At 45.1% G+C, this 19,461-nt stretch carries 21 protein-coding genes; 7 read left to right on the forward strand and 14 right to left on the reverse strand.

The genetic code is table 11. The annotated features are described in order from the left end of the window. Positions 1-15 precede the first annotated feature (15 nt). From hisD to hprK, 8 genes are all read right to left on the reverse strand, one after another. Positions 16-1,287 carry a histidinol dehydrogenase gene (gene hisD, locus J7I93_RS12855; RefSeq protein WP_214726261.1) on the reverse strand — a complete coding sequence of 424 codons (1,272 nt, stop codon included), beginning with the start codon at positions 1,285-1,287 and terminating at the stop codon, positions 16-18. A 16-nt stretch (positions 1,288-1,303) separates the two neighbouring features. Further along, positions 1,304-1,948, reverse strand: a complete 645-nt coding sequence (gene hisG / locus J7I93_RS12860; RefSeq protein ID WP_214726262.1) for an ATP phosphoribosyltransferase — start codon at positions 1,946-1,948, stop codon at positions 1,304-1,306. After that, entirely contained in the window at positions 1,945-3,129 is a 1,185-nt protein-coding gene (locus J7I93_RS12865) for an ATP phosphoribosyltransferase regulatory subunit (protein ID WP_214726263.1), read from the reverse strand. Before J7I93_RS12865 ends, hisG begins: the two co-directional genes overlap by 4 nt. Positions 3,130-3,913: 784 nt before the next feature. Beyond that, positions 3,914-4,465, reverse strand: a complete 552-nt coding sequence (locus J7I93_RS12870; RefSeq protein ID WP_214726264.1) for an acyltransferase — start codon at positions 4,463-4,465, stop codon at positions 3,914-3,916. Further along, complete coding sequence (gene ppaX / locus J7I93_RS12875) at positions 4,462-5,109, reverse strand: pyrophosphatase PpaX (RefSeq protein ID WP_214726265.1); 648 nt, start codon at positions 5,107-5,109, stop codon at positions 4,462-4,464. Before ppaX ends, J7I93_RS12870 begins: the two co-directional genes overlap by 4 nt. Further along, positions 5,099-6,046, reverse strand: a complete 948-nt coding sequence (locus J7I93_RS12880; protein ID WP_214726266.1) for a nucleoside recognition domain-containing protein — start codon at positions 6,044-6,046, stop codon at positions 5,099-5,101. Before J7I93_RS12880 ends, ppaX begins: the two co-directional genes overlap by 11 nt. Positions 6,047-6,075: 29 nt before the next feature. Continuing rightward, on the reverse strand, positions 6,076-6,891 hold the full coding sequence (lgt, locus tag J7I93_RS12885; RefSeq protein WP_214726267.1) for a prolipoprotein diacylglyceryl transferase: 816 nt from the start codon (positions 6,889-6,891) through the stop codon (positions 6,076-6,078). A 174-nt stretch (positions 6,892-7,065) separates the two neighbouring features. After that, positions 7,066-8,001 carry an HPr(Ser) kinase/phosphatase gene (gene hprK, locus J7I93_RS12890; protein WP_214726268.1) on the reverse strand — a complete coding sequence of 312 codons (936 nt, stop codon included), beginning with the start codon at positions 7,999-8,001 and terminating at the stop codon, positions 7,066-7,068. Positions 8,002-8,499: 498 nt separating this feature from the next. Here hprK and J7I93_RS12895 point away from each other — a divergent pair, with 498 nt between their 5' ends. The 7 genes from J7I93_RS12895 (at position 8,500) to J7I93_RS12925 (ending at position 15,742) form a co-directional block, all read left to right on the forward strand. Next, the gene (locus J7I93_RS12895; RefSeq protein ID WP_144540736.1) at positions 8,500-9,879 is read left to right on the forward strand and encodes a PTS transporter subunit EIIC; all 1,380 of its coding nucleotides are present in this window, start codon (positions 8,500-8,502) and stop codon (positions 9,877-9,879) included. 203 nt (positions 9,880-10,082) lie between these two features. Further along, positions 10,083-11,153, forward strand: a complete 1,071-nt coding sequence (locus tag J7I93_RS12900) for a DUF871 domain-containing protein (protein WP_214726269.1) — start codon at positions 10,083-10,085, stop codon at positions 11,151-11,153. Then, positions 11,153-12,058 carry an N-acetylmuramic acid 6-phosphate etherase gene (gene murQ / locus J7I93_RS12905; RefSeq protein ID WP_214726333.1) on the forward strand — a complete coding sequence of 302 codons (906 nt, stop codon included), beginning with the start codon at positions 11,153-11,155 and terminating at the stop codon, positions 12,056-12,058. The genes J7I93_RS12900 and murQ overlap by 1 nt, the downstream gene beginning before the upstream one ends. A 217-nt stretch (positions 12,059-12,275) precedes the next feature. After that, on the forward strand, positions 12,276-13,466 hold the full coding sequence (gene nagA / locus J7I93_RS12910; protein ID WP_214726270.1) for an N-acetylglucosamine-6-phosphate deacetylase: 1,191 nt from the start codon (positions 12,276-12,278) through the stop codon (positions 13,464-13,466). Continuing rightward, positions 13,463-14,197 (forward strand): glucosamine-6-phosphate deaminase, encoded by a 735-nt coding sequence (gene nagB, locus J7I93_RS12915; RefSeq protein WP_214726271.1) that lies wholly within the window; start codon positions 13,463-13,465, stop codon positions 14,195-14,197. Before nagA ends, nagB begins: the two co-directional genes overlap by 4 nt. A 24-nt stretch (positions 14,198-14,221) precedes the next feature. Next, the gene (locus tag J7I93_RS12920; protein ID WP_214726272.1) at positions 14,222-14,953 is read left to right on the forward strand and encodes a GntR family transcriptional regulator; all 732 of its coding nucleotides are present in this window, start codon (positions 14,222-14,224) and stop codon (positions 14,951-14,953) included. A 120-nt stretch (positions 14,954-15,073) separates the two neighbouring features. Then, positions 15,074-15,742, forward strand: coding sequence for an N-acetylmuramoyl-L-alanine amidase (locus J7I93_RS12925; protein WP_214726273.1), 669 nt, complete (start codon positions 15,074-15,076; stop codon positions 15,740-15,742). 143 nt (positions 15,743-15,885) lie between these two features. Here the strand turns inward: J7I93_RS12925 and J7I93_RS12930 are convergent, their stop codons facing one another. The 6 genes from J7I93_RS12930 to J7I93_RS12955 form a co-directional block, all read right to left on the reverse strand. Further along, the gene (locus tag J7I93_RS12930; protein WP_214726274.1) at positions 15,886-16,245 is read right to left on the reverse strand and encodes a phage holin family protein; all 360 of its coding nucleotides are present in this window, start codon (positions 16,243-16,245) and stop codon (positions 15,886-15,888) included. 3 nt (positions 16,246-16,248) lie between these two features. Then, a complete protein-coding gene (locus tag J7I93_RS12935; RefSeq protein WP_214726275.1) occupies positions 16,249-16,443 on the reverse strand; it encodes a PspC domain-containing protein in 195 nt (64 codons plus the stop codon). Between the two features lie 35 nt (positions 16,444-16,478). After that, a complete protein-coding gene (locus tag J7I93_RS12940; RefSeq protein ID WP_214726276.1) occupies positions 16,479-17,588 on the reverse strand; it encodes a DUF4097 family beta strand repeat-containing protein in 1,110 nt (369 codons plus the stop codon). 26 nt (positions 17,589-17,614) lie between these two features. Then, on the reverse strand, positions 17,615-17,929 hold the full coding sequence (locus J7I93_RS12945; RefSeq protein ID WP_214726277.1) for a magnetosome magnetite crystal formation protein family: 315 nt from the start codon (positions 17,927-17,929) through the stop codon (positions 17,615-17,617). 232 nt (positions 17,930-18,161) lie between these two features. Then, positions 18,162-18,506, reverse strand: coding sequence for a hypothetical protein (locus J7I93_RS12950; protein ID WP_110064589.1), 345 nt, complete (start codon positions 18,504-18,506; stop codon positions 18,162-18,164). 131 nt (positions 18,507-18,637) lie between these two features. Further along, positions 18,638-19,354 carry a DUF459 domain-containing protein gene (locus J7I93_RS12955; protein WP_214726278.1) on the reverse strand — a complete coding sequence of 239 codons (717 nt, stop codon included), beginning with the start codon at positions 19,352-19,354 and terminating at the stop codon, positions 18,638-18,640. Positions 19,355-19,461: the final 107 nt, after the last annotated feature.

The following is a 19,461-nucleotide window of genomic DNA, read 5'->3' on the forward strand; positions in this document are numbered from 1 at the left end:
GATTATTCCTCCAGCTTATTTTCTTAGTCTTGTTTCAATGGAGCGGGCATGGGCTTCAAGCCCTTCGAGTCGTGCAAATGCCGCAATTTTTTCGCCATTGCTTCTTAAAGCTTTTTCACTATATAAAAGAATACTTGATTTCTTTTGAAAATCCTCCACGTTTAGCGGACTTGAAAAACGAGCGGTTCCGTTCGTCGGCAGGACGTGGTTCGGGCCAGCAAAATAATCGCCGACCGGTTCCGGACTGAATCTTCCCAGGAAAATAGCGCCTGCGTGCCGGATTTGTCCGAGAAGCTCCATCGGGTTCTCTGTTAAAATTTCAAGGTGTTCCGGAGCGAGACTGTTAACCGTTTCAACCGCTTCATCCATACTTTCCGTCACATAAATAGCGCTATAATTCCCGATGGACTGAGCGGCAATTTCCTGGCGCGGCAGCTCAGCAAGCTGGCGTTCAACTTCTGCTGAAACCGCTTCTGCCAAAGCAGGCGATGGTGTAACGAGCACCGCACTCGCCATAGGATCATGCTCGGCCTGTGATAAAAGATCAGCTGCAGCCTCATCAGGGTGTGCCGTCTCATCTGCAAGGATCGCAATTTCACTTGGGCCTGCGATCATATCGATATCCACATCGCCAAAAACTTCACGCTTGGCGAGGGCTACGAAAATATTTCCTGGTCCAGTGATTTTATCGACTGAAGCAATCGTTTCAGTACCATATGCAAGGGCGGCAATCGCCTGGGCTCCGCCAACTTTATAGATTTCTTCCGCACCTGCGATATGTGCGGCTGCCAGAACCGCTGGAGGCAGCTTGCCGGTCTTTTTATCAGGGGGCGAAGTAATCACAATCCGCTTGACGCCCGCCACCTTTGCAGGAATGACATTCATGAGTACGGATGAAGGATATGCCGCCGTTCCGCCTGGAACATACAACCCAACGGAATCAAGCGGTGTAATCTTTTGCCCCAGGACTGTGCCATTTTCCTCGGTTGTCATCCAGGATGGACGCAGCTGTTTTTCATGGAAGGACTTGATGTTATCAGTAGCTTCCTTAATGATCTCTAGGATTTCTTCATCCACCTGGCTGTAGGCTTCTTCCATCTCAGCCTGTGTCACCGCAAAAGCATCAAGGGAGATGCCATCAAATTTTTCCGTGTATTCTTTCAAAGCCTGGTCTCCATTTTGGCGGACCGCTTCAATGATACCTTTAACAATTGCCCGCTGATCCTCTGTACCATTATCAACAGACCGTTTAATCGAAACCTGCTCATTTACTTTTAAAATTTTCATAGGGTTCTACATCCTTTTAAGAGCTTATTTCTTCTCCTGAAATAACTTCTGTCAGCCGGCTAACCAGCTCGCTGATTCGTTCGTCCTTCATGCGGTAGCTGACAGGATTAACAATCAGCCTTGAGGTGATTCCCACGATCGTTTCGTATTCAACGAGTCCGTTCTCTTTTAAAGTACGGCCGGTTGAAACGATATCAACGATTCGATCTGCAAGCCCGATCATGGGAGCCAGCTCGATGGATCCGTTCAGCTTAATGATTTCAACCTGCTCTCCCTGCTCGCGGAAATAGGCAGCCGCGATATGCGGATACTTTGTTGCGATTTTAGGAGCAACATCGTTAAGCTTTGTGTTTGGCAGGCCAGCAACCGCAAGATAACAGGCGCTGATTTTTAAATCAAGCAGCTCATACACATCACGTTCTTCCTCGAGCATAACATCCTTCCCGGCAATTCCAAGATCTGCAACGCCATGCTCCACATAGGTTGGCACATCCATCGGCTTTGCAAGGATAAACCGGAATTTTTCTTCCGGCACATCTATAATCAGCTTGCGCGAATCATCAAATTCAGGAGGCAGTTGGAAGCCCGCCTGGCGCAGCAATTCGGCAGCTTCTTCGAAAATGCGGCCCTTCGGCATTGCAATCGTTAAAACGTCACTCATTTTACGCTCTCCTTTCCAGCTTTTCCGACTAAAAAGGTAATATCCTCATACTGGTTCGTACAGGCATCAAGATCCTTCACGCCGCTGATATCCTGGAGGACGACTTTCTTTCCAGCGGATCGCTGTTCACTCGCAAGCTGGAATGCTTCTTTTCGGCGCTCCGGGCTATATAAAATGCAGTAAACCGGTTCAGCTGCTTTGTTATCTTCAAGCGCTTCAAGCAGGCGGTCCAGCCTGATCGCAAATCCGGTAGCTCCAGTGTCTTTTCCGAATTTTTGTAGCAGAAGGTCATAGCGGCCGCCGTTTCCAATCGAAAAACCGACATTTCCGGCATAAACTTCAAACAGGATGCCCGTATAATAACTCATATGGCTAACAAGCGTTAAATCAAATTTAACCGTGTCCTCCTGACCGTAATCAAGCATGATTCCCCATAGCTGCTGCAGCTCGGCTAGGGCCTTTTTGCCTGTACCGTTTTCGAGAAGGCCATAAGCCATTTCAATCACTTCTTCTCCGCCTCTTAATTTAAGGAAGTCGAGAAGCCTTTGTTTATCGATGGATGAAAGGGCGAGGCTTTTTACATGCTCCCTATACCCCACATAATTCTTCTCATATAAAAATCTGGTTAAGTTTTCAACTCTTTCTTCCGTCCCAAGAATCTGCTGGAAGAATTCGCGCACAAAACCGATATGGCCGACAGACAGCTGGAAGTTCTGGAGTCCTGCTTCTTTTAAGGAAGAAATCATCAGGGCCATTCCTTCTCCATCTGCGCTTATCGTATGGTCGCCAATACACTCAACGCCGATCTGCTCAAACTCGGCCGGGCGTCCGCCCTCCCGCTGCTGAGCGCGGTAAACATTTGCGGAATAAGCCAGCCGGATCGGCAGCTCATCTTTTAACAGGCGTGAAGCCGCCACCCTCGCGATTGGAGCGGTCATGTCCGGGCGCAGTACAAGTGTATGCCCCTGCTGGTCAAGGAGCTTGAACAGCTGCTGATCAAGAATAGCAGAAGCCGCTCCCACTGTTTCGTAATATTCAAGCGCAGGCGTTTCAATAAACTGGTAGCCCCAGCGCTTCATTTCTTCCTGAATGGATGACCTGACTGCAGCTTTTCTTTCATACAAATCAGGTAATGTATCTCTCATGCCTAATGGTTTTTCAAACATAAATAATCGGCTCAAAAGTATTCACCTCTATGACTAAAAAATTCCGAATCCTTTAGTTCGCTAATATGGTAACAAATTGAAGTTATATGTAGTGTAACGCGGTTCGTTTGTGACGTCAACCAATAGGTTGGAGAAAATGATGATCCTGCATAAAAAAGGCTCCTTTTTGGTTCGAAAAAGGAGCTTTTGCTTTAGTTTGCGCTTTTATAGGAGAGGTTATTTGAGCCGATAGCGTTTTTTCTTCGGTTTGAATATGGAGCTTGATGCTGAGATCAATCTTGCTGATTGGTTCTGCTGGTTTATTAAGTATGTTTGGCGACTTGTCTCGGTTTTTAACAAGCTTACATGGCAGCTTTATAAATGGCTCTTTCCTCATAGTTTTTATTTATAAATCCTGCCCGTTGATTTCCGCTGCGGGCACTTGCTTTCCGCGGGGAGGGTGCGAGCCTCCTCGGCTTCGCCTGTGGGGTCTCACACTTCCCTCACTTCCCGCAGGAGTCAAGCGCCCTCCGCTACAATCAACTCAGTTGTTAAAATATATAGCCTAAAAAAACAGCAAACTTTACTAAAACAGCCTTATAAATTCATCTAATTTTGCTTCCAATCTAATGCTTCTGAAGACCGATATGCGTCACTTTTTACAGATATGAACCGGTTCATCGAATTTACGTGCAACTTTTAAAATATATGAATCACTTTCCGTGTTTTTTGCGTCACTTTTCGAATTTATGCGCCACCCCTTAATCTGAGGCGGTTTTGGAACTTTTCTGTTTCAAGCATATAAAAAAACTCCGCCAGCCTATGCCAGCGGAGCTTTCTCCTCAGTCATGCCATATATCGGATCGTCCGCCCAGCGAGCGGCGAGTTCTTCTTTTGTGTAGATAACCCGCATCGGGTTGCCGCCGACGAAGGCGCCGGCAAGAACATCCTTGTGGACGAGCGTTCCCGCGGATACGATGGCTCCGTCACCGATCGTGATACCCGGAAGGATTGTCGAATTGGCGCCGATCATGACTTCGCTGCCAATTTCAACTGGGCCGAGACGATACTCTTTGATCAGGTACTCATGTGCCAGAATCGTTGTGTTATAGCCGATAACCGTGTTGCGGCCGACGCTGATTTTTTCCGGAAACATGACATCCAGCATGACCATGAGTGCGAATGACGTTTGGTCCCCGACCTTCATTCGTAAAAAGGTCCTGTAGAGCCAGTTCTTCATGCCGAGAAACGGTGTATAGCGCGCCAGCTGGATGACGGCAAAGTTTTTGACGACCTTCCAGAACGGAACGGTTTTATACACATGCCAGAGAGAATTGCCGCCCTCGACTGGGTAACGTTCCGTTTTTCTCATTGCTTTTCTGCCTCAAGGATATCAAGCAGGTCAGCCATGTTGTCGAGCATATAATCAGGTTCAAAGCGGGCCAGAAACTCGCGTCCTTTTGCCGTCCAGGCTACTCCGGCCGTTTTCGTGCCGGCGTTTTTCCCGCCTTCAATATCGTGTGAGTTATCGCCCACCATGATCGCCTCTTCCGGCTTTGCCTCCAATAAATTCAACGCTTTTATAATGGGCTCCGGATCCGGCTTCGGATTTTCGACATGATCAAGCGTCACAACCACATCAAAAAATTGATCAAGATTCGTCAGCTTTAAGCCCTTTTCTACTACATTGGAAACCTTGGTCGTTACGATGCCCAGCTTGTAGCCGGATTCCTTTAAAGTCCGTACTGTTTCGAATACGCCTTCAAACTCCTTCACAAGGACATCGTGATTTTTAATATTGTACTCCCGGTAAACAGCGATCATTTCCTCCACTTTCTCCGGGTTGATCGATTCAAATGTCTCATGAAGCGTTGGCCCCATAAACGGGAGAACATCCTCACGCTGATAGCTGTCCGGGTAATATTGCCCCAGCGTATGCAAAAATGATGAAATAATTAATTCATTTGTATCGATTAATGTTCCGTCTAAATCAAATAAAATCGTGTTAATACTCATATGTTGCTTCCTTTCTTTTTGCCAGATCAGCACGGTTCCAAATTATTGCGACAACCAGTGTCAGCACAATTGCTACCCCCAGGCGGATGAGCAGGAGCGGCAGGATTGGAATGCCCAGAGGAACAAAGATCAGCGTATCCTCCACAACAGCGTGGCAGGCTACGAGGAATATAAATGCGATCGTAACATCTTTTTTGCTGACACCATCCTCCTTGACAGCCTGGATCATGACGCCCGCCCCGTAGGCGAGACCAATCAGCAAGCCAGCCGCCAAAGTGGTCGACGTATTTTCTTTCATACCCAGCGCCCTAGTGACAGGCGCCATCCATTTTGAAAAAACAGCGAGCCATTGTTTGTCTTTTAAAATTTGAATAGCCACCATAAGCGGTATAACAATTATGGCAAGCTGGAAAATCCCAAGTAGTGCTGTTTGCAGTGCATCCATCATGATTGGGACTAATCCGGATACCTGCTCTTCTTTTGCAGGGATGAATCCGTACTTGGCCGTTTCCGAACCTCCCTGCCAGGTTAAATGAATGACTGCCGCACTTATGAACGCAAGACCGAATCTTACCGCTAAAACAACCCAAAGCTTGACGCCGACTTTTAGGGCTACTCCCGTTTCAATCAGCATATTATGCGAAAAAGACAGCATGACTGCGATAATAAAAACTTCTTTTACCGTGAGATCAAGCGTTAAAATCGCCCCGATCCCGGCATACAAATTCAAAAAATTCCCCAATACAAGCGGTATGGCTGCATCCCCTGACAGCCCAATCAGATTCATAAGGGGTGTGATCAGCTTGATAACCCATGGAAGCACTGGCGTATGCTGCAGCATTGCCACGATCAGCGTGACCGGAAAAATGACTTTCCCAAGCGTCCATGTTGTCTTTAAGCCAACCATGAGCCCCCGTTTCGATGATTCAACCAGCATTTCTTTTCTCCCTTGTTCGTTTATATTTTCTATGCTTTATCCAAATAGCGGGCGTCTGCCAACCCTGTTTTTCTTCTATAGAAAATGAGAGCAAGCGCGCCGATAATAAGAGCAATTGAAATCGTCTGCGCAATTCTTAATGTGTCTGTAAGCATCAGGCTGTCAGTCCGCAATCCTTCCACGAAGAAACGGCCGATTGAATACCAGATCACATACGTAAGGAAAAGCTCTCCGCGGCGCAGATTCGCTCTTCTTAATAATATAAGAATAACAAACCCAATTATATTCCAAATTGATTCATATAAAAACGTTGGATGATAATAAGCATCATTGATATACATTTGGTTAATAATAAATTCAGGCAGGTGCATATTTTCCAAAAAGGCGCGGCTGACTTCCCCGCCGTGTGCTTCCTGGTTCATAAAGTTGCCCCAGCGTCCAATTGCCTGACCTAAAATAATACTTGGCGCTGCAACATCAGCAAGCTGCCAGAAGGAAATCTTTTTGTTTTTCGCAAAAATATAAGCGGTGATGACGGAACCAATTAGAGCTCCATGAATGGCAATTCCGCCATTCCATATTTTTATAATCTCGCCCGGGTTCTGCGAGTAAAAGTCCCATTGAAAGATAACATAATAAATCCGTGCTGAAATAATAGCAATGGGAATGGCCCAAAGCATTAAATCTGCAAAAATATCCTTAGGGAGTCCCCTTCTCTCCCCTTCCCTCATTGCAATGATGAGAGCCAACGCAATGCCGATCCCGATAATAAGGCCATACCAATGTACTTGGATCGGTCCAAGGGAAATGGCAATCGGATCAAGCGGCTGTATATTGTTTTCCATGATCACTTCTCCTTCTCTAAAAAGCGCAAGGCGCCCGCTTATGCCCTCGAGCCGATGGCGCCTGGAGCTAGACAGTTATCTAAGTTTTGCTTCCTCTATTTATAGCACTTAATTCCTTTCATGAAGCCGTTTATCAGACTTCAATCAAACGTTTGATTAAAATGAAGAGCAAACTTAACGGTCCTCATGATCGCCGTCTTCAATGACATCAGACAAGCGGCTGGTAAATTGTTCGGCTGCATTCATGCCCATACGTTTTAGGCGGAAGTTCATGGCCGCAACTTCAATGATAACAGCAAGGTTACGCCCAGGTCGGACTGGAATCGTCAGCTTTGTGATTTCCGTGTCGATGATTTTCATTTTTTCTTCATCAAGGCCGAGGCGGTCGTATTGCTTTTTCGGATCCCACAGCTCCAGATTCATCACAACGGAGATTTTCTTATAGCTGCGGACTGCCCCTGCTCCAAACAATGTCATAACATTAATGATGCCAAGGCCGCGGATTTCAAGCAAATGCTCAATAAGTTCCGGCGAGTTTCCGACTAAATAATCTTCATCCTCCTGTCTAATCTCCACACAGTCATCTGCAACAAGACGATGGCCCCGTTTTACAAGCTCAAGAGCTGTTTCACTTTTACCGACACCGCTTTTACCAGTAATCAGCACCCCTACACCATATATATCGACTAGAACGCCATGGACTGCAGTCGTAGGAGCAAGCTTGCTTTCAAGAAAGTTGGTCAGCAAGCTGGAAAAACGGGTTGTTTTCTGCTTTGTGCGAAGAAGAGGTACAGACTCGCGTTCAGCAGCTTCGATCAGCTCTTCCGGAATTTCAAGCGACCTTGTGATAATGATGCCCGGCGTAATATCCGTACATAAACGTTCCAGTCGGCTTTCCCGGTCTGTATCGTTTAATTTTTCCGCAAAGGTTAGCTCCGTTTTCCCCAGCAGCTGAACCCTTTCTCCCGGGTAGTAATCAAAATAGCCCGCCATCTCAAGGCCTGGCCGAGAGATATCACTCGTCGTAATCGGCCGGTTAATGCCTTCCTCCCCGGCAATCAGCTCAAGACCGAATTTTTCTATAATATCTTTTGTGCGAACTTTTACCAAGTTAAGCTCCTCCTTTATGCTGGCACTTCTCGGATGAAAATAGTTTTATGTCCTATAATAGTTCCTCTTATCGCTGATTAACGGACAGTAAAATTCACATTTTTTAATAGAAGAGAACAATTTATCCTTTTCTATGAATTAACTGTCCTGTCCGTAAAGGCCCGGAATAGAACTCAGGCTAAAACAGGCTGTCGGAAGTTTCACTTTATTTTAGCACTTTTTAACGCAGAACCAAATTTCTGATAGCGAATTTTACAAAAGTTTAAGGATGTTATAGGCCCTTTTGCTTAATCGGCAACGGAATGGACAATTTTTCACATGGGACAGCGTATAGTTATGGTAAGACAGCCTCGAAATCTTTAACAATATAAAAATATACATAAATGGTATAGACAACTATACTGTTAGTTGGTAATATTATTATGTAAGCGGATTCATTGTCTTTTTATATTTGTTTCTTGCACTTGTATTCTATTTTAAAAAGAGGGGGAAAAGCTCATGCGTAAAGAAGAGCGCTTGGCGAAAGAGATTACGGATCAGTTGGGCGGCACCGGAAATATCGCGGAACTGGCTTCCTGCATGACCCGTCTTCGTGTGAAACCGGTTGATGCAAGCAAGGTCAGCCTCGAAGGCATCAAGGATATTGACGGAGTTATGGGCGTTGTTGAAGCAGAAACACTGCAAATCATTCTGGGACCGGGAATTGTCACAAAGGTGGCTGACGAGGTATCAAAAATGACGGGCATGAATGTGGCGTCTGTGGATGATGACGAAGAGATTGATACTTCATTGGAAGGTCTGGCTGCCCGTACAAAAGCCGGACTCAATGAGAAAAATGCCACTCCATTCAAATTATTTTTAAGAAAGATTGCCAGTATCTTTATCCCGCTGATTCCGGCGATTGTTGCATCCGGTTTGGTCGCGGGGATTACAAACGTAGTGATCCGCTCCGGTGCAGATCCGGAATCAACTCTAGTACAGATGCTGAGCTTAATTGGCTGGGGATTATTCAGTTACCTGGGCGTGTTCGTTGGTATTAATACAGCGAAGGAGTTTGGCGGATCGCCTGCTCTTGGTGGTGCGGCCGGTATCCTGTTAATCAACCCGGGCCTTGCGAATATTACTCTTTTCGGTGAAGCGCTTGTTCCTGGGCGAGGCGGATTAATCGGCGTCATGCTGGCTGCTGCTCTGATCGCCTTTTTAGAAAAAAGAATCCGCAAAGTGGTCCCATCAGCTGTTGATATTATTGTAACACCTACTCTTGCTTTATTAATTACAGGATTTGCTACGTTTTTCATTCTGCAGCCTGTTGGCGGATTCCTGTCAGATATCATTACAAAAGGGTTGCTTGGCATTTTGGATATTGGCGGCGTCCTAGCCGGATTAGTACTTGCCGGAACATTCCTTCCGCTTGTTGTAACCGGCTTGCACCAAGGTTTAACACCGGTTCATATGGAGTTAATCAATACAATCGGCGACGACCCGCTTCTGCCAATCCTGGCAATGGGCGGCGCAGGCCAGGTCGGTGCTGCATTTGCCATCTATTTCAAAACAAAGAATGCCCGTCTGAAAAAAGTTATCAAAGGCGGTCTTCCAGTTGGAATTCTCGGCATCGGCGAACCGCTGATTTTCGGGGTAACCCTTCCATTGGGACGCCCATTCTTAACAGCATGTCTAGGAGCTGCTGTCGGCGGGGCCTTCCAGGCGTTCTTTAAAATTGCCACGATTGCAATCGGGGTTTCAGGCATACCGCTTGCCTTCCTCGTTCACACACATCAAATAGTATTGTACCTAATCGGTTTACTAATCGCCTATGCATTCGGCTTCCTGTTCACATGGATGTTCGGATTCAAGGAAGAAATGGCGAAAAATATTTAAAACAAAGGCTCTGTTATAGCTTAGTTTTTTAGCACCCTGTTGATTGGAGCGTCGGACTGCCCGCGGAAAGCGAGTGCCTCGTGCTGAAATCAACAGGCAAATTTAACAGAGCCAAAACAAATTAAGAAGGAGGAGCGATTCCTCCTTCTTTACTTATGAGGGCATATTTTTTAAAAATTCAAACTTATATTGGGGTGAGCACGATGCTTGGAATATCAGTCTATTTATCTGATAAACGGCAGGGACAAAATGCGGAATGGATTGGGAAAGCAGCTTCTTTTGGGTTAAAATCCATCTTCACTTCCCTCCATATTCCTGAAGACGACCACAGTACATATAAGGATTTGCTGCAGGAGCTTGGTGCTTTGGCCAAACAGCATGATATGGAGCTGCTGGCGGATGTTTCTCCGCAATCATTAGGCCACTTGGGCTTAAATTGGAAATCGATTGATACCCTTCTTGACTGGGGCCTGGCTGGCATTCGGGCTGATTACGGCTTTTCTTCTGCTCAAATGGTTGAACTCTCGAAAAAAATGAAACTTGGACTAAATGCGAGCACCATTTCGGCAGAGGAGCTGCAAGAGTGGCTCGATCTTGGCTTAAACGCAAGCAATGTAGAGGCATGGCATAACTTTTACCCGCGTCCTGAAACAGGTCTGGATAGAGATTTTTTAATCAAAAGAAATCAGTTTTTAAAAGGAATGGGCATCAAAACGATGGCGTTTGTTGCCGGTGACGGCGAACGGCGCGGACCTGTTTTCTCAGGACTGCCGACTTTGGAAAAACATCGGGGCTTCTCCCCTGCTGCGGCAGCTGCTGAATTAATGAACAGCTGTTATACGAATAAAGTATTAATCGGTGACCATTCGGTAAATGATGAGACATTGATGCAATTAGCCAATATCGCAGAGGGTGTGATTCCTCTTCGCATCGAGACTCTTGGCGGGCAGCACCATGAAGACCTTTTTAAACAAATCCATACAAACCGCATGGACCCTGCCAGGGATGTGGTCCGATCAGTGGAATCAAGATCATATGCCCAGCAGGGACAAACAAAACTGGAACCTGCTAACCAGTTGGATCGTAATAAAGGCATGGTGACGGTGGATAATGTTCTATACGGCCGCTATGCTGGCGAATTGCAAATTGCTCTGGCAGACCTGCCGCGGGATGAACGCGTCAATGTGGTTGCCGGAGTCATAGAGGAAGACCTTCCTCTTTTGGCTGAAATCAAAGCGGGAACAAAATTTCAATTAATAGTGAGGGATTCATGATGAATATTACGAAGCTTAATACCGAGCAGCGAAATCCAAAAACAATGGAAATTGATTTAATGACAACGGAAGAAATTATTACAATCATCAATCAGGAGGATACAATTGTTCCCAATGCCATCGCACGGGAAATTCCCCATATTGTAAAAGTGGTGGATGAAATTGTGGATAGTTTTAAAAAAGGCGGCCGTCTCATTTATGTGGGTGCCGGCACTTCCGGAAGGCTTGGCATTATTGATGCTTCCGAATGTCCCCCAACCTATGGAACCGATCCTGAAATGGTTGTCGGCATTATCGCCGGCGGTAAAGAAGCGATGACCGAAGCGATTGAAGGCGCTGAAGATGACAGTGCGCAAGGACGCCAGGATGTGATGGATATCAGCCTGACTGAGAATGATGTGCTTGTCGGAATCGCAGCAAGCGGACGCACTCCATACACAATCGGAGCGCTTCAATACGGAAACGAAGTCGGAGCTGTTACCGTTTCGGTCGCCTGTACAAAGGATTCCGAGATGGAGAAAATCTCAAGATATACAATTGCGCCGATCACGGGTCCGGAAGTGGTGACCGGCTCCACACGCATGAAAGCAGGAACTGCGCAAAAGCTGGTATTGAACATGCTTACGACGGCGTCTATGGTCAAGCTCGGAAAAGTGTACGGGAATCTGATGGTAGACGTGCAAATGACCAATGAAAAGCTGTTCAAACGGGCTGAAAATATCGTCAAAATGGCAACAGGCGCATCTGATGAGGAAGCCAAAGCCGCTCTGCTGGAGCAAAAGCATAATACGAAGGCTGCCATCCTGCAAATCTTAACCGGATTAAAAGGCGAAGCAGCGGCAGAGCTTTTGGAAAAGCATAACGGCTATTTGCGTCAAGCAATAGCAGAATTTCATTCAAACTAGGATAGAATCGGGATTTTGGATTTATCAGCGAACCCAATAAAAAGGATAGAAAGCCACGTTCATTTGTTGCTCCCTATCCTTTTTCATTTTAGTTGTATAGACCAAATATAAACAACTGTATATTTACATCAACTGGTATAGACATCTATTCACAAACCTTTTATAATAGAAGTATACTCTTAACCCTATACTAAGACTTGAACGGAGATGAAGCAAAATGAGCCGTCTTCTTATAAAAAATGCAAAAATTATTCGAGAACACGACCTTTTAACTAACGGTTTTATTTTTATAGAAAATGAAAAGATCTTAAAAGTGGGAAGCATGGATGAGATTACTGCTATTGATCAGGATACAGAAATCATGGAACTTTCCCCGGAACAGACGATCAGCCCGGGATTTATTGATGTCCATATTCACGGGGCAGGCGGAGCGGATACGATGGATGCAACGCAGGAAGCTCTCAACACAATGGCCAGCGTACTCCCGGCAGAAGGAACAACCAGCTTTCTGGCTACCACCATCACCCAGGAAAAAGAAAAGATAGAGGCGGCGCTGTCTAATGCAGCCCTCTATCAGAATGAGCAAAACACGCCAGGCAAAGCGGAGATCATCGGTATCCATCTTGAAGGACCGTTTATTAATGAAAAAAGAGGCGGAGCCCAGCCGAGGAACCATATTCTCGAACCAGATATCGAGCTTTTTAAACGCTGGCAGGAAGCTGCAAACCAGACAATCAAACTTATTACGCTGGCGCCTGAAAAAGCGAACGGCTACGAGTTTATCCGCTTTTTAAGGGAAAATGGCGTAGTTGCCTCGATCGGCCATAGTGATGCTGTTTTTACCGAAATGGAGGAAGCCGTTAAAGCAGGCGCCACGCATGTGACCCACCTTTTTAACGGTATGAGAGGCTTGCATCACCGGGAGCCAGGCGTTGCCGGGGCTGCTCTTTTATTCAAAGAACTCATTGTTGAAATGATCGCAGACGGCATTCACGTCCGGCCGGAAATGATTAAGCTTGCTCTCAATGCCAAAGGCCAGGATGGAATGATTCTGATTACTGATTCGATGAGAGCCAAATGCCTGAAGAACGGCCATTATGATCTCGGAGGACAGGATGTCACCGTTGAAAACGGACAGGCCTTGCTCGCCGATGGAACATTGGCTGGCAGCATTTTAAAGATGAAAGATTCGATTAAGAATATGATTGAGTTTACGGATATCACTTTATTGGAAGCCGTCCGCCTTGCCAGCAGCAATCCCGCCAAACAGATGAACATCTACGACCGGAAAGGCAGCATCTCGGAAGGAAAGGATGCTGACCTGGTGATCCTGGATGAAAATCTCGAGGTGGCCATGACCTTTTGCAGAGGTATAAAGGCTTTTGAACGCGAGGTGAAGTCTTCTTGAAGATTATCCGAGCAGCCCATTATGAGGATATGAGCCATAAAGCGGCACTGCTGATGATCGAAAAAATACGTTCCAATCCAGATATGACTTTAGGGCTGGCAACCGGCAGTACGCCAAAGGGAGTGTACGCTGAGCTGATCAAAGATCATCTTGAAAACGGCACCTCCTATGAAAACATCACAACGATTAATTTGGATGAATATATCGGCCTGCCTTCTTCTGACCCTAACAGCTACCGATATTTTATGAACAGCGAGCTTTTTAAACATCTTAATCTCCCGCTCGAAAACACGCATCTCCCTAATGGGACGGCGGAAGATATTAACCAGGAATGCCAGCGTTATGAACAGCTGATTAAAGACCTTGCGGATATTGATCTGCAGCTGCTGGGCATTGGCCGCAACGGGCATATCGGCTTCAATGAGCCAGGCACTTCTTTTAAAAGCCGGACGCATGTCGTCAAGCTTGCGGAAAGCACACGGAAAGCAAATGCGAGATTTTTCGAATCCATCGATGAAGTTCCTGCCCATGCGATTACAATGGGCATTGCCTCCATCCTTGATAGCAGAGAAATCGTGCTGCTCGCATCAGGCTCAGCTAAGGCAGAAGCAATCAGACGCCTGGTAAATGGAGAACCTGATGAGCAGTTTCCAGCCTCTGCTCTAAAGCTTCATCCCAATGTGACGATCATTGCCGATGAAGAGGCGCTACGTTTAGTGCAGGATTATTAAGACAAAGTGATAGGAGAATTTCCAATGATCGATAAACAATCACCTATTCCGATTTATCATCAATTAGAGGAATATATTAAACACTTAATTGAGAACGGAATTTTAAAGCCTGATGAAGCGATTCCGTCTGAACGCGAATATTCCGAGCAATACCAGATCAGCCGCATGACGGTCAGGCAGGCCTTGAACAACCTGGTGAACGATGGATTTTTGTACAGGCAAAAAGGCCGCGGAACCTTCGTCAATAAGCAGAAGGTTGAGCAGAAGCTGCAGGGTCTGACAAGTTTTACAGAGGATATGAAGGAACGGGGCATGGTGCCAAGCAGCCGCCTGATCTCCTTTGAAATTATCCCGGCTGAACCGCAGCTTGCCCGTAAGCTTGGCATAAAAGAAAATACGCCTGTTTATGAAATTAAGCGGGTGCGCATGGCCGATAACCTGCCAATGGCACTAGAAACGACCTACCTTCCTGCCAATCTGGTAAAAGGGTTGACGGAAGAAATCATCAACCAATCATTATATCAATATATTGAGGAAAAACTGGCGCTCACAATCAGTGAAGCGACCCAGCAAATTGAAGCTTCCATTGCAAAAGAAACAGAGGTAAAGCATTTGCAAGTCGACACAGGCTCCCCTGTTCTTCTGATTGTCAGAACTTCATTCTTGCAGGATGGCACGCCTTTTGAGTTAGTAAAATCAGCATACCGGGCAGACCGCTATAAATTTGTCCATTCGATGCAGCGAGCCACTAAATAGGAGAAAGCCCATGGGGGTTTTCTCCTTTTTTTATTTTGCCATGTCCTTTTACAGGGTTTGTCCATATTATATAAGTGAGAATATTTTTATAAAAAAATGACTCAGAAAGGGGAGATAAAAATGAAGATTATGCTGGATGCCGGCCATGGATACGATACTTCCGGAAAAAGAAGTCCCGATGGCATACGGGAATATGAATTCAACCGAGCTGTAGCAAACCTTGCAAAGGGTCTGCTGGAAAACTATCAAAATGTGACTGTTTATTTTGCCCATTCGGATGAGCAGGATGTACCTCTCTCTGAGAGGGCTGAGCTTGCAAACAGGCTTCATGCAGACTGCTATGTGTCCATTCATGCTAATGCATATGGAACCGGCGGCTGGAACGAGGTCGGCGGAATTGAGACATTCGTCTATCCATCCAGACCTCAGGAAGCGCTTGAACTTGCACAAAAGATTCAGCGGAATTTAATTCACACAACCGGCTTGCGTGACCGCGGAATAAAAACGGCCGACTTCCATGTCCTACGGGAAACAAAAATGACCGCCGTCCTTGTGGAATGCGGTTTTATGACAAACAAAGAAGAAGCCGCACTGCTCCGCACACCTGTCTACCGCAAACGATGTGCCCAAGCCATTGTAAAAGCTATAGCTGAACAATATGGCTTAAAAAGAAAATCGGAAGGACCCAAACAATATAAAGTGCAGGTTACTTTTGAGGAAAGGCAAGAAGCTGAAAAACTTGCAGGGAATTTACTGAACGATGGCTATAATGCGATGATCATTGAATAGGAAAAAGCCAGCACGTGAAAGGGTGCTGGCTTTTTTCGGATGGGAACATCATGTCCCGCGTTTGTTTCGGTTATTATCTCCAATCAACAGGGTGCTAAAATCAATTGAACTTAACACGCAACTTCCTATTCTGGCGCAGATTTTCATTTTTCCTTCGCAGGTTCTAATACTGCTTTTTGGATAACCAGGTTGACGATCGACATAATGATCGAAACGATGATTGCCGTTCCAAAACCGGCAATTTCAAAGGAATCACCCATGAAACCGTCTGTGATCATTAATGTGACGGCATTAATGACAAACAGGAACAAGCCGAGCGTTAATACTGTGACCGGCAATGTCAATATAATCAGGATGGGCTTCACAAGGATATTTAAAATTGAAAGCATGAAGCTGGCCCCGATGGCAGCGCCAAACCCAGACAGGTAAAAGGAATCCTCAAAGAAGCCAGCAATGGCGACAAAGAGGATGGCGTTAATTAATATGCCAATTATCCATCTCATCGATTACAGCACCTCTTCGTTAGGCAGCACGAACACTAATAGTGCATAAATTAAAGCCATTGGAAATACCCCTGTTGTAAATAAGAGGACAATAAATATGACCCTCGTTATGGTCGGGTCAATCCCGATCGATTTAGACAGACCGCCTAATACACCTGCCACTTTCCTATTATTACGTGAGCGTACAAGCTTATTCATAAAGCTTCCCTCCTATCATAAAGCGGCTATGACCATTACCAGGCTGATGATCTTTTTAACGTAATCGTCCCGGTTTTCGAATCAGCCAATAGCTTAAGTCCGCTATCCGCTTCTTTTACAGACTTAAAGCGCATCATTTTTTGTATCACTTCGCTCTTTTCCTCTACTACTTCTATTCCCTCAATATCTACATGAAAACCGCCCAGATTGGTTCTCAGCTCTCCGCTGACAGCCGCAAAATCGGGTACAAACAAATCAATGCTGCCGGTTGCCGCCTTTGCTTCTATCCTTTCACAGCGTTCATTTTCAGCCTTGCAGGTCACGTTGCCATTAAAAGATTGCAGCTCCGCCTTTACAAAGTCCCCCTCCGCTAAAATGGCGCCATTAAGCGTTTCAGCCTCAAGACTATCGATCCGGCTTCTTTGAACAGAAATCTGCCCATTTGCTGTTTCCGCCTCAACATATTTGCTGCTCAAATCCCTGATTGTAATTTTTCCGTTGGCGGTTTTGGCTTTAAAGTTTTCCACTGATAAGTTTTGACTTTCAATGGGTCCATTAAACATGCGAATTTTAACATTTTCATATTCTGCCTTCGGAATATAGATGACAGCATCAAGCTTCATCCACTTTTGCTGGGTGGAGAAACGGAGCTTTTGTCCTTCAATGGCAAAAATAACATCCTTAAGGAAATTCTTGCGTGCTTCCTCCTGGTTATCCACCCGGTAAACCTTCGCATGGCATTCAACACGGACATCGCTTTGCTCCCACGGTACAACCCTGATTGTTCCGTTCGCAACATCTAAATCCAGATCCTTCAAGTATGTGTCTGCATGCTGGAAAATATGCGAGATCTCAACGTTTTTGCCAAAATTGAAATCAAGGTCAAAGTCCTTCACTTTCTTTAATGCAGAGTCTACGAAATCAATAATCTTTTCTTTTGCACTTTGATGTTTTGAGCTGTAGGGATCTTCCTTCTTGGATTCTTCAAACTTCACATCTGCGGAGAGTTCCTTAATCAGATCTTCCTGCTTTTGTTCCATTGTCTGGTGTGATTTTTCAAGCTGCTCTAATAGCGTTAAAGCTTCATCAACTGTCAGCTTGCCTTCCTCCACCATTTTTAGTATGCGTTTCCGTTCCTCTTTCATTTTGGCTCCTCCTCAAACTCTATTTGCTACTCTTCTATAAGGACTTTTACCCCTTTAATAATATTCCAGATTAGTACGATTAAACTTAGAATGATCGTGATGACGACAGCCGCCAGAAAAAATACCGGAATATCCTGGCCGGTAACCGTAAACTGGGTTACTGCTGCAAAAATAATAAAGGGAACAGGAACCAGCGGAATTAAATGCGATAAGAATGCGCTCTTCGCATGCCGCTTCACTTCCGGATCTCCAGTTGCAAAAAACACAATTAGCGGAAATATAAATCCTGCGAACATAATGCTGAAATAGCTTAACGCGGATAGCACCTTTCTCGTTTCCATTGTTTTCAGCTCCTTTTACTCTAATACGAATGTGGAGCAGGTAAGGTTTCGTTTTTGTAAAACCAAATAGCGTTTCCTCTTCTCCCTTTCATTATAGGAAACCGCAGGAGTATTTACCTCTGTTTTTGCAAAAATACATCTGCAGGCTTAGGCTTCAATGGCCAAAAGGCGTAGAGCTTTTGGCCAACGACAAAAACCGCCTTTCTGCAAAGACGGTTTCCTTCATTGAAGCTTATTTGTAGGCAGCCGCCAGGTCGGTTCTCGGCGCTTCCTTTCGTTTCACTTCATCAATCTTGTTCACAAACATTTGGAACACTTTTCTTTTTTCATCCAAATCACGTATGTACTCTTTCAGTTCATTATACTTTTCTTCAAAAGGCTTATGATACATTTCGCGAATATTATCAATAATCTCTTCGTTCACTGTCGATTGAATAACCTGCTTCGTGATTCCATATTTATAGGAATAAACCTTCAGCTCTTTTTTCACATCTTCGTACTCATTATTGATTTGATCCAAAACCTCTGAAATATCTTCTTTCCATTCATCTAAAGACTTCGCTAAATAGTCCTCCATAAAATGACCTCCCCATTTTGTCTAAAATTACCCTTGTTACAATTATAACGCAGTATGTTTACATGCTTTTTGCTAGAACATTACATTGTCTTATCAAAGGAGAAATGGAGAAGGTCATTCTTGAAGGATAATTATTTAAAAAAGTACTCGTTCAGGATCTTGTCAGCGATTAATTCATAGCCTTTTCCGTTCGGATGCAGAGAATCAGAGAAATATTGCTTCTTGTTTTTCCCTTTGAATAACTCATTGGTAGAAATATAGGTGATGTTTTCATCTTGCTCTGCTGTTTTCTGAATTGACTGGTTCCAATGATCAATGTATTTTTCAATTTTATCGCCATCCGGATATGGATTATAAAGCCCCAGCAGAATAATAGGAGCTTCATTATCGGCCGTTTCCAGCGTTTCAAGAATTCCGTTTAGTTTCTCTTCATACACATTCTTCGCTTCGACGAGTTTTTCATGGTGGAGTGGATACAAATCACCGCCATTGCTCTTCAGCAAATCATTCGTCCCAATATAAACAATGAACATATCCGCTTCTTTAAGATCCTGCGCCACTTTCGGCTTGAGCATTTGCTTCAATACATCGGATGATTTATAGCCGTACACACCATAATTTTTTATTTGGTAATTCCTCTCCGGATAAGCACGATGCAGCTTTGTCTGCAGCCTGCCGATATAGCCCTCCTTCGTTTCATCTCCGTACCCATAGGTAAGCGAATCGCCAAATGCCACAATCCTCTTGCCGCCATCCGCTTTTTTCTCTTCTCCTAAATAGGTAATGGAAAGATAAAGTGCCAGCCCAATGAGGAGAGCTCCCGCTAATAGAAAGATTCCTTTTTTCATATATGTGTGTTCCTTTCTTGGTTGTGCCTTGCATCAGTAAGTGACTGGTATTCGATGATATTCGTTACCCGCCAGTTTTCCTTGTTTTCATATTGGTAGTATTGAAA

It is taken from the genome of Bacillus sp. ISL-47 (assembly GCF_018613175.1).
Lineage (GTDB): Bacteria > Bacillota > Bacilli > Bacillales > Cytobacillaceae > Cytobacillus.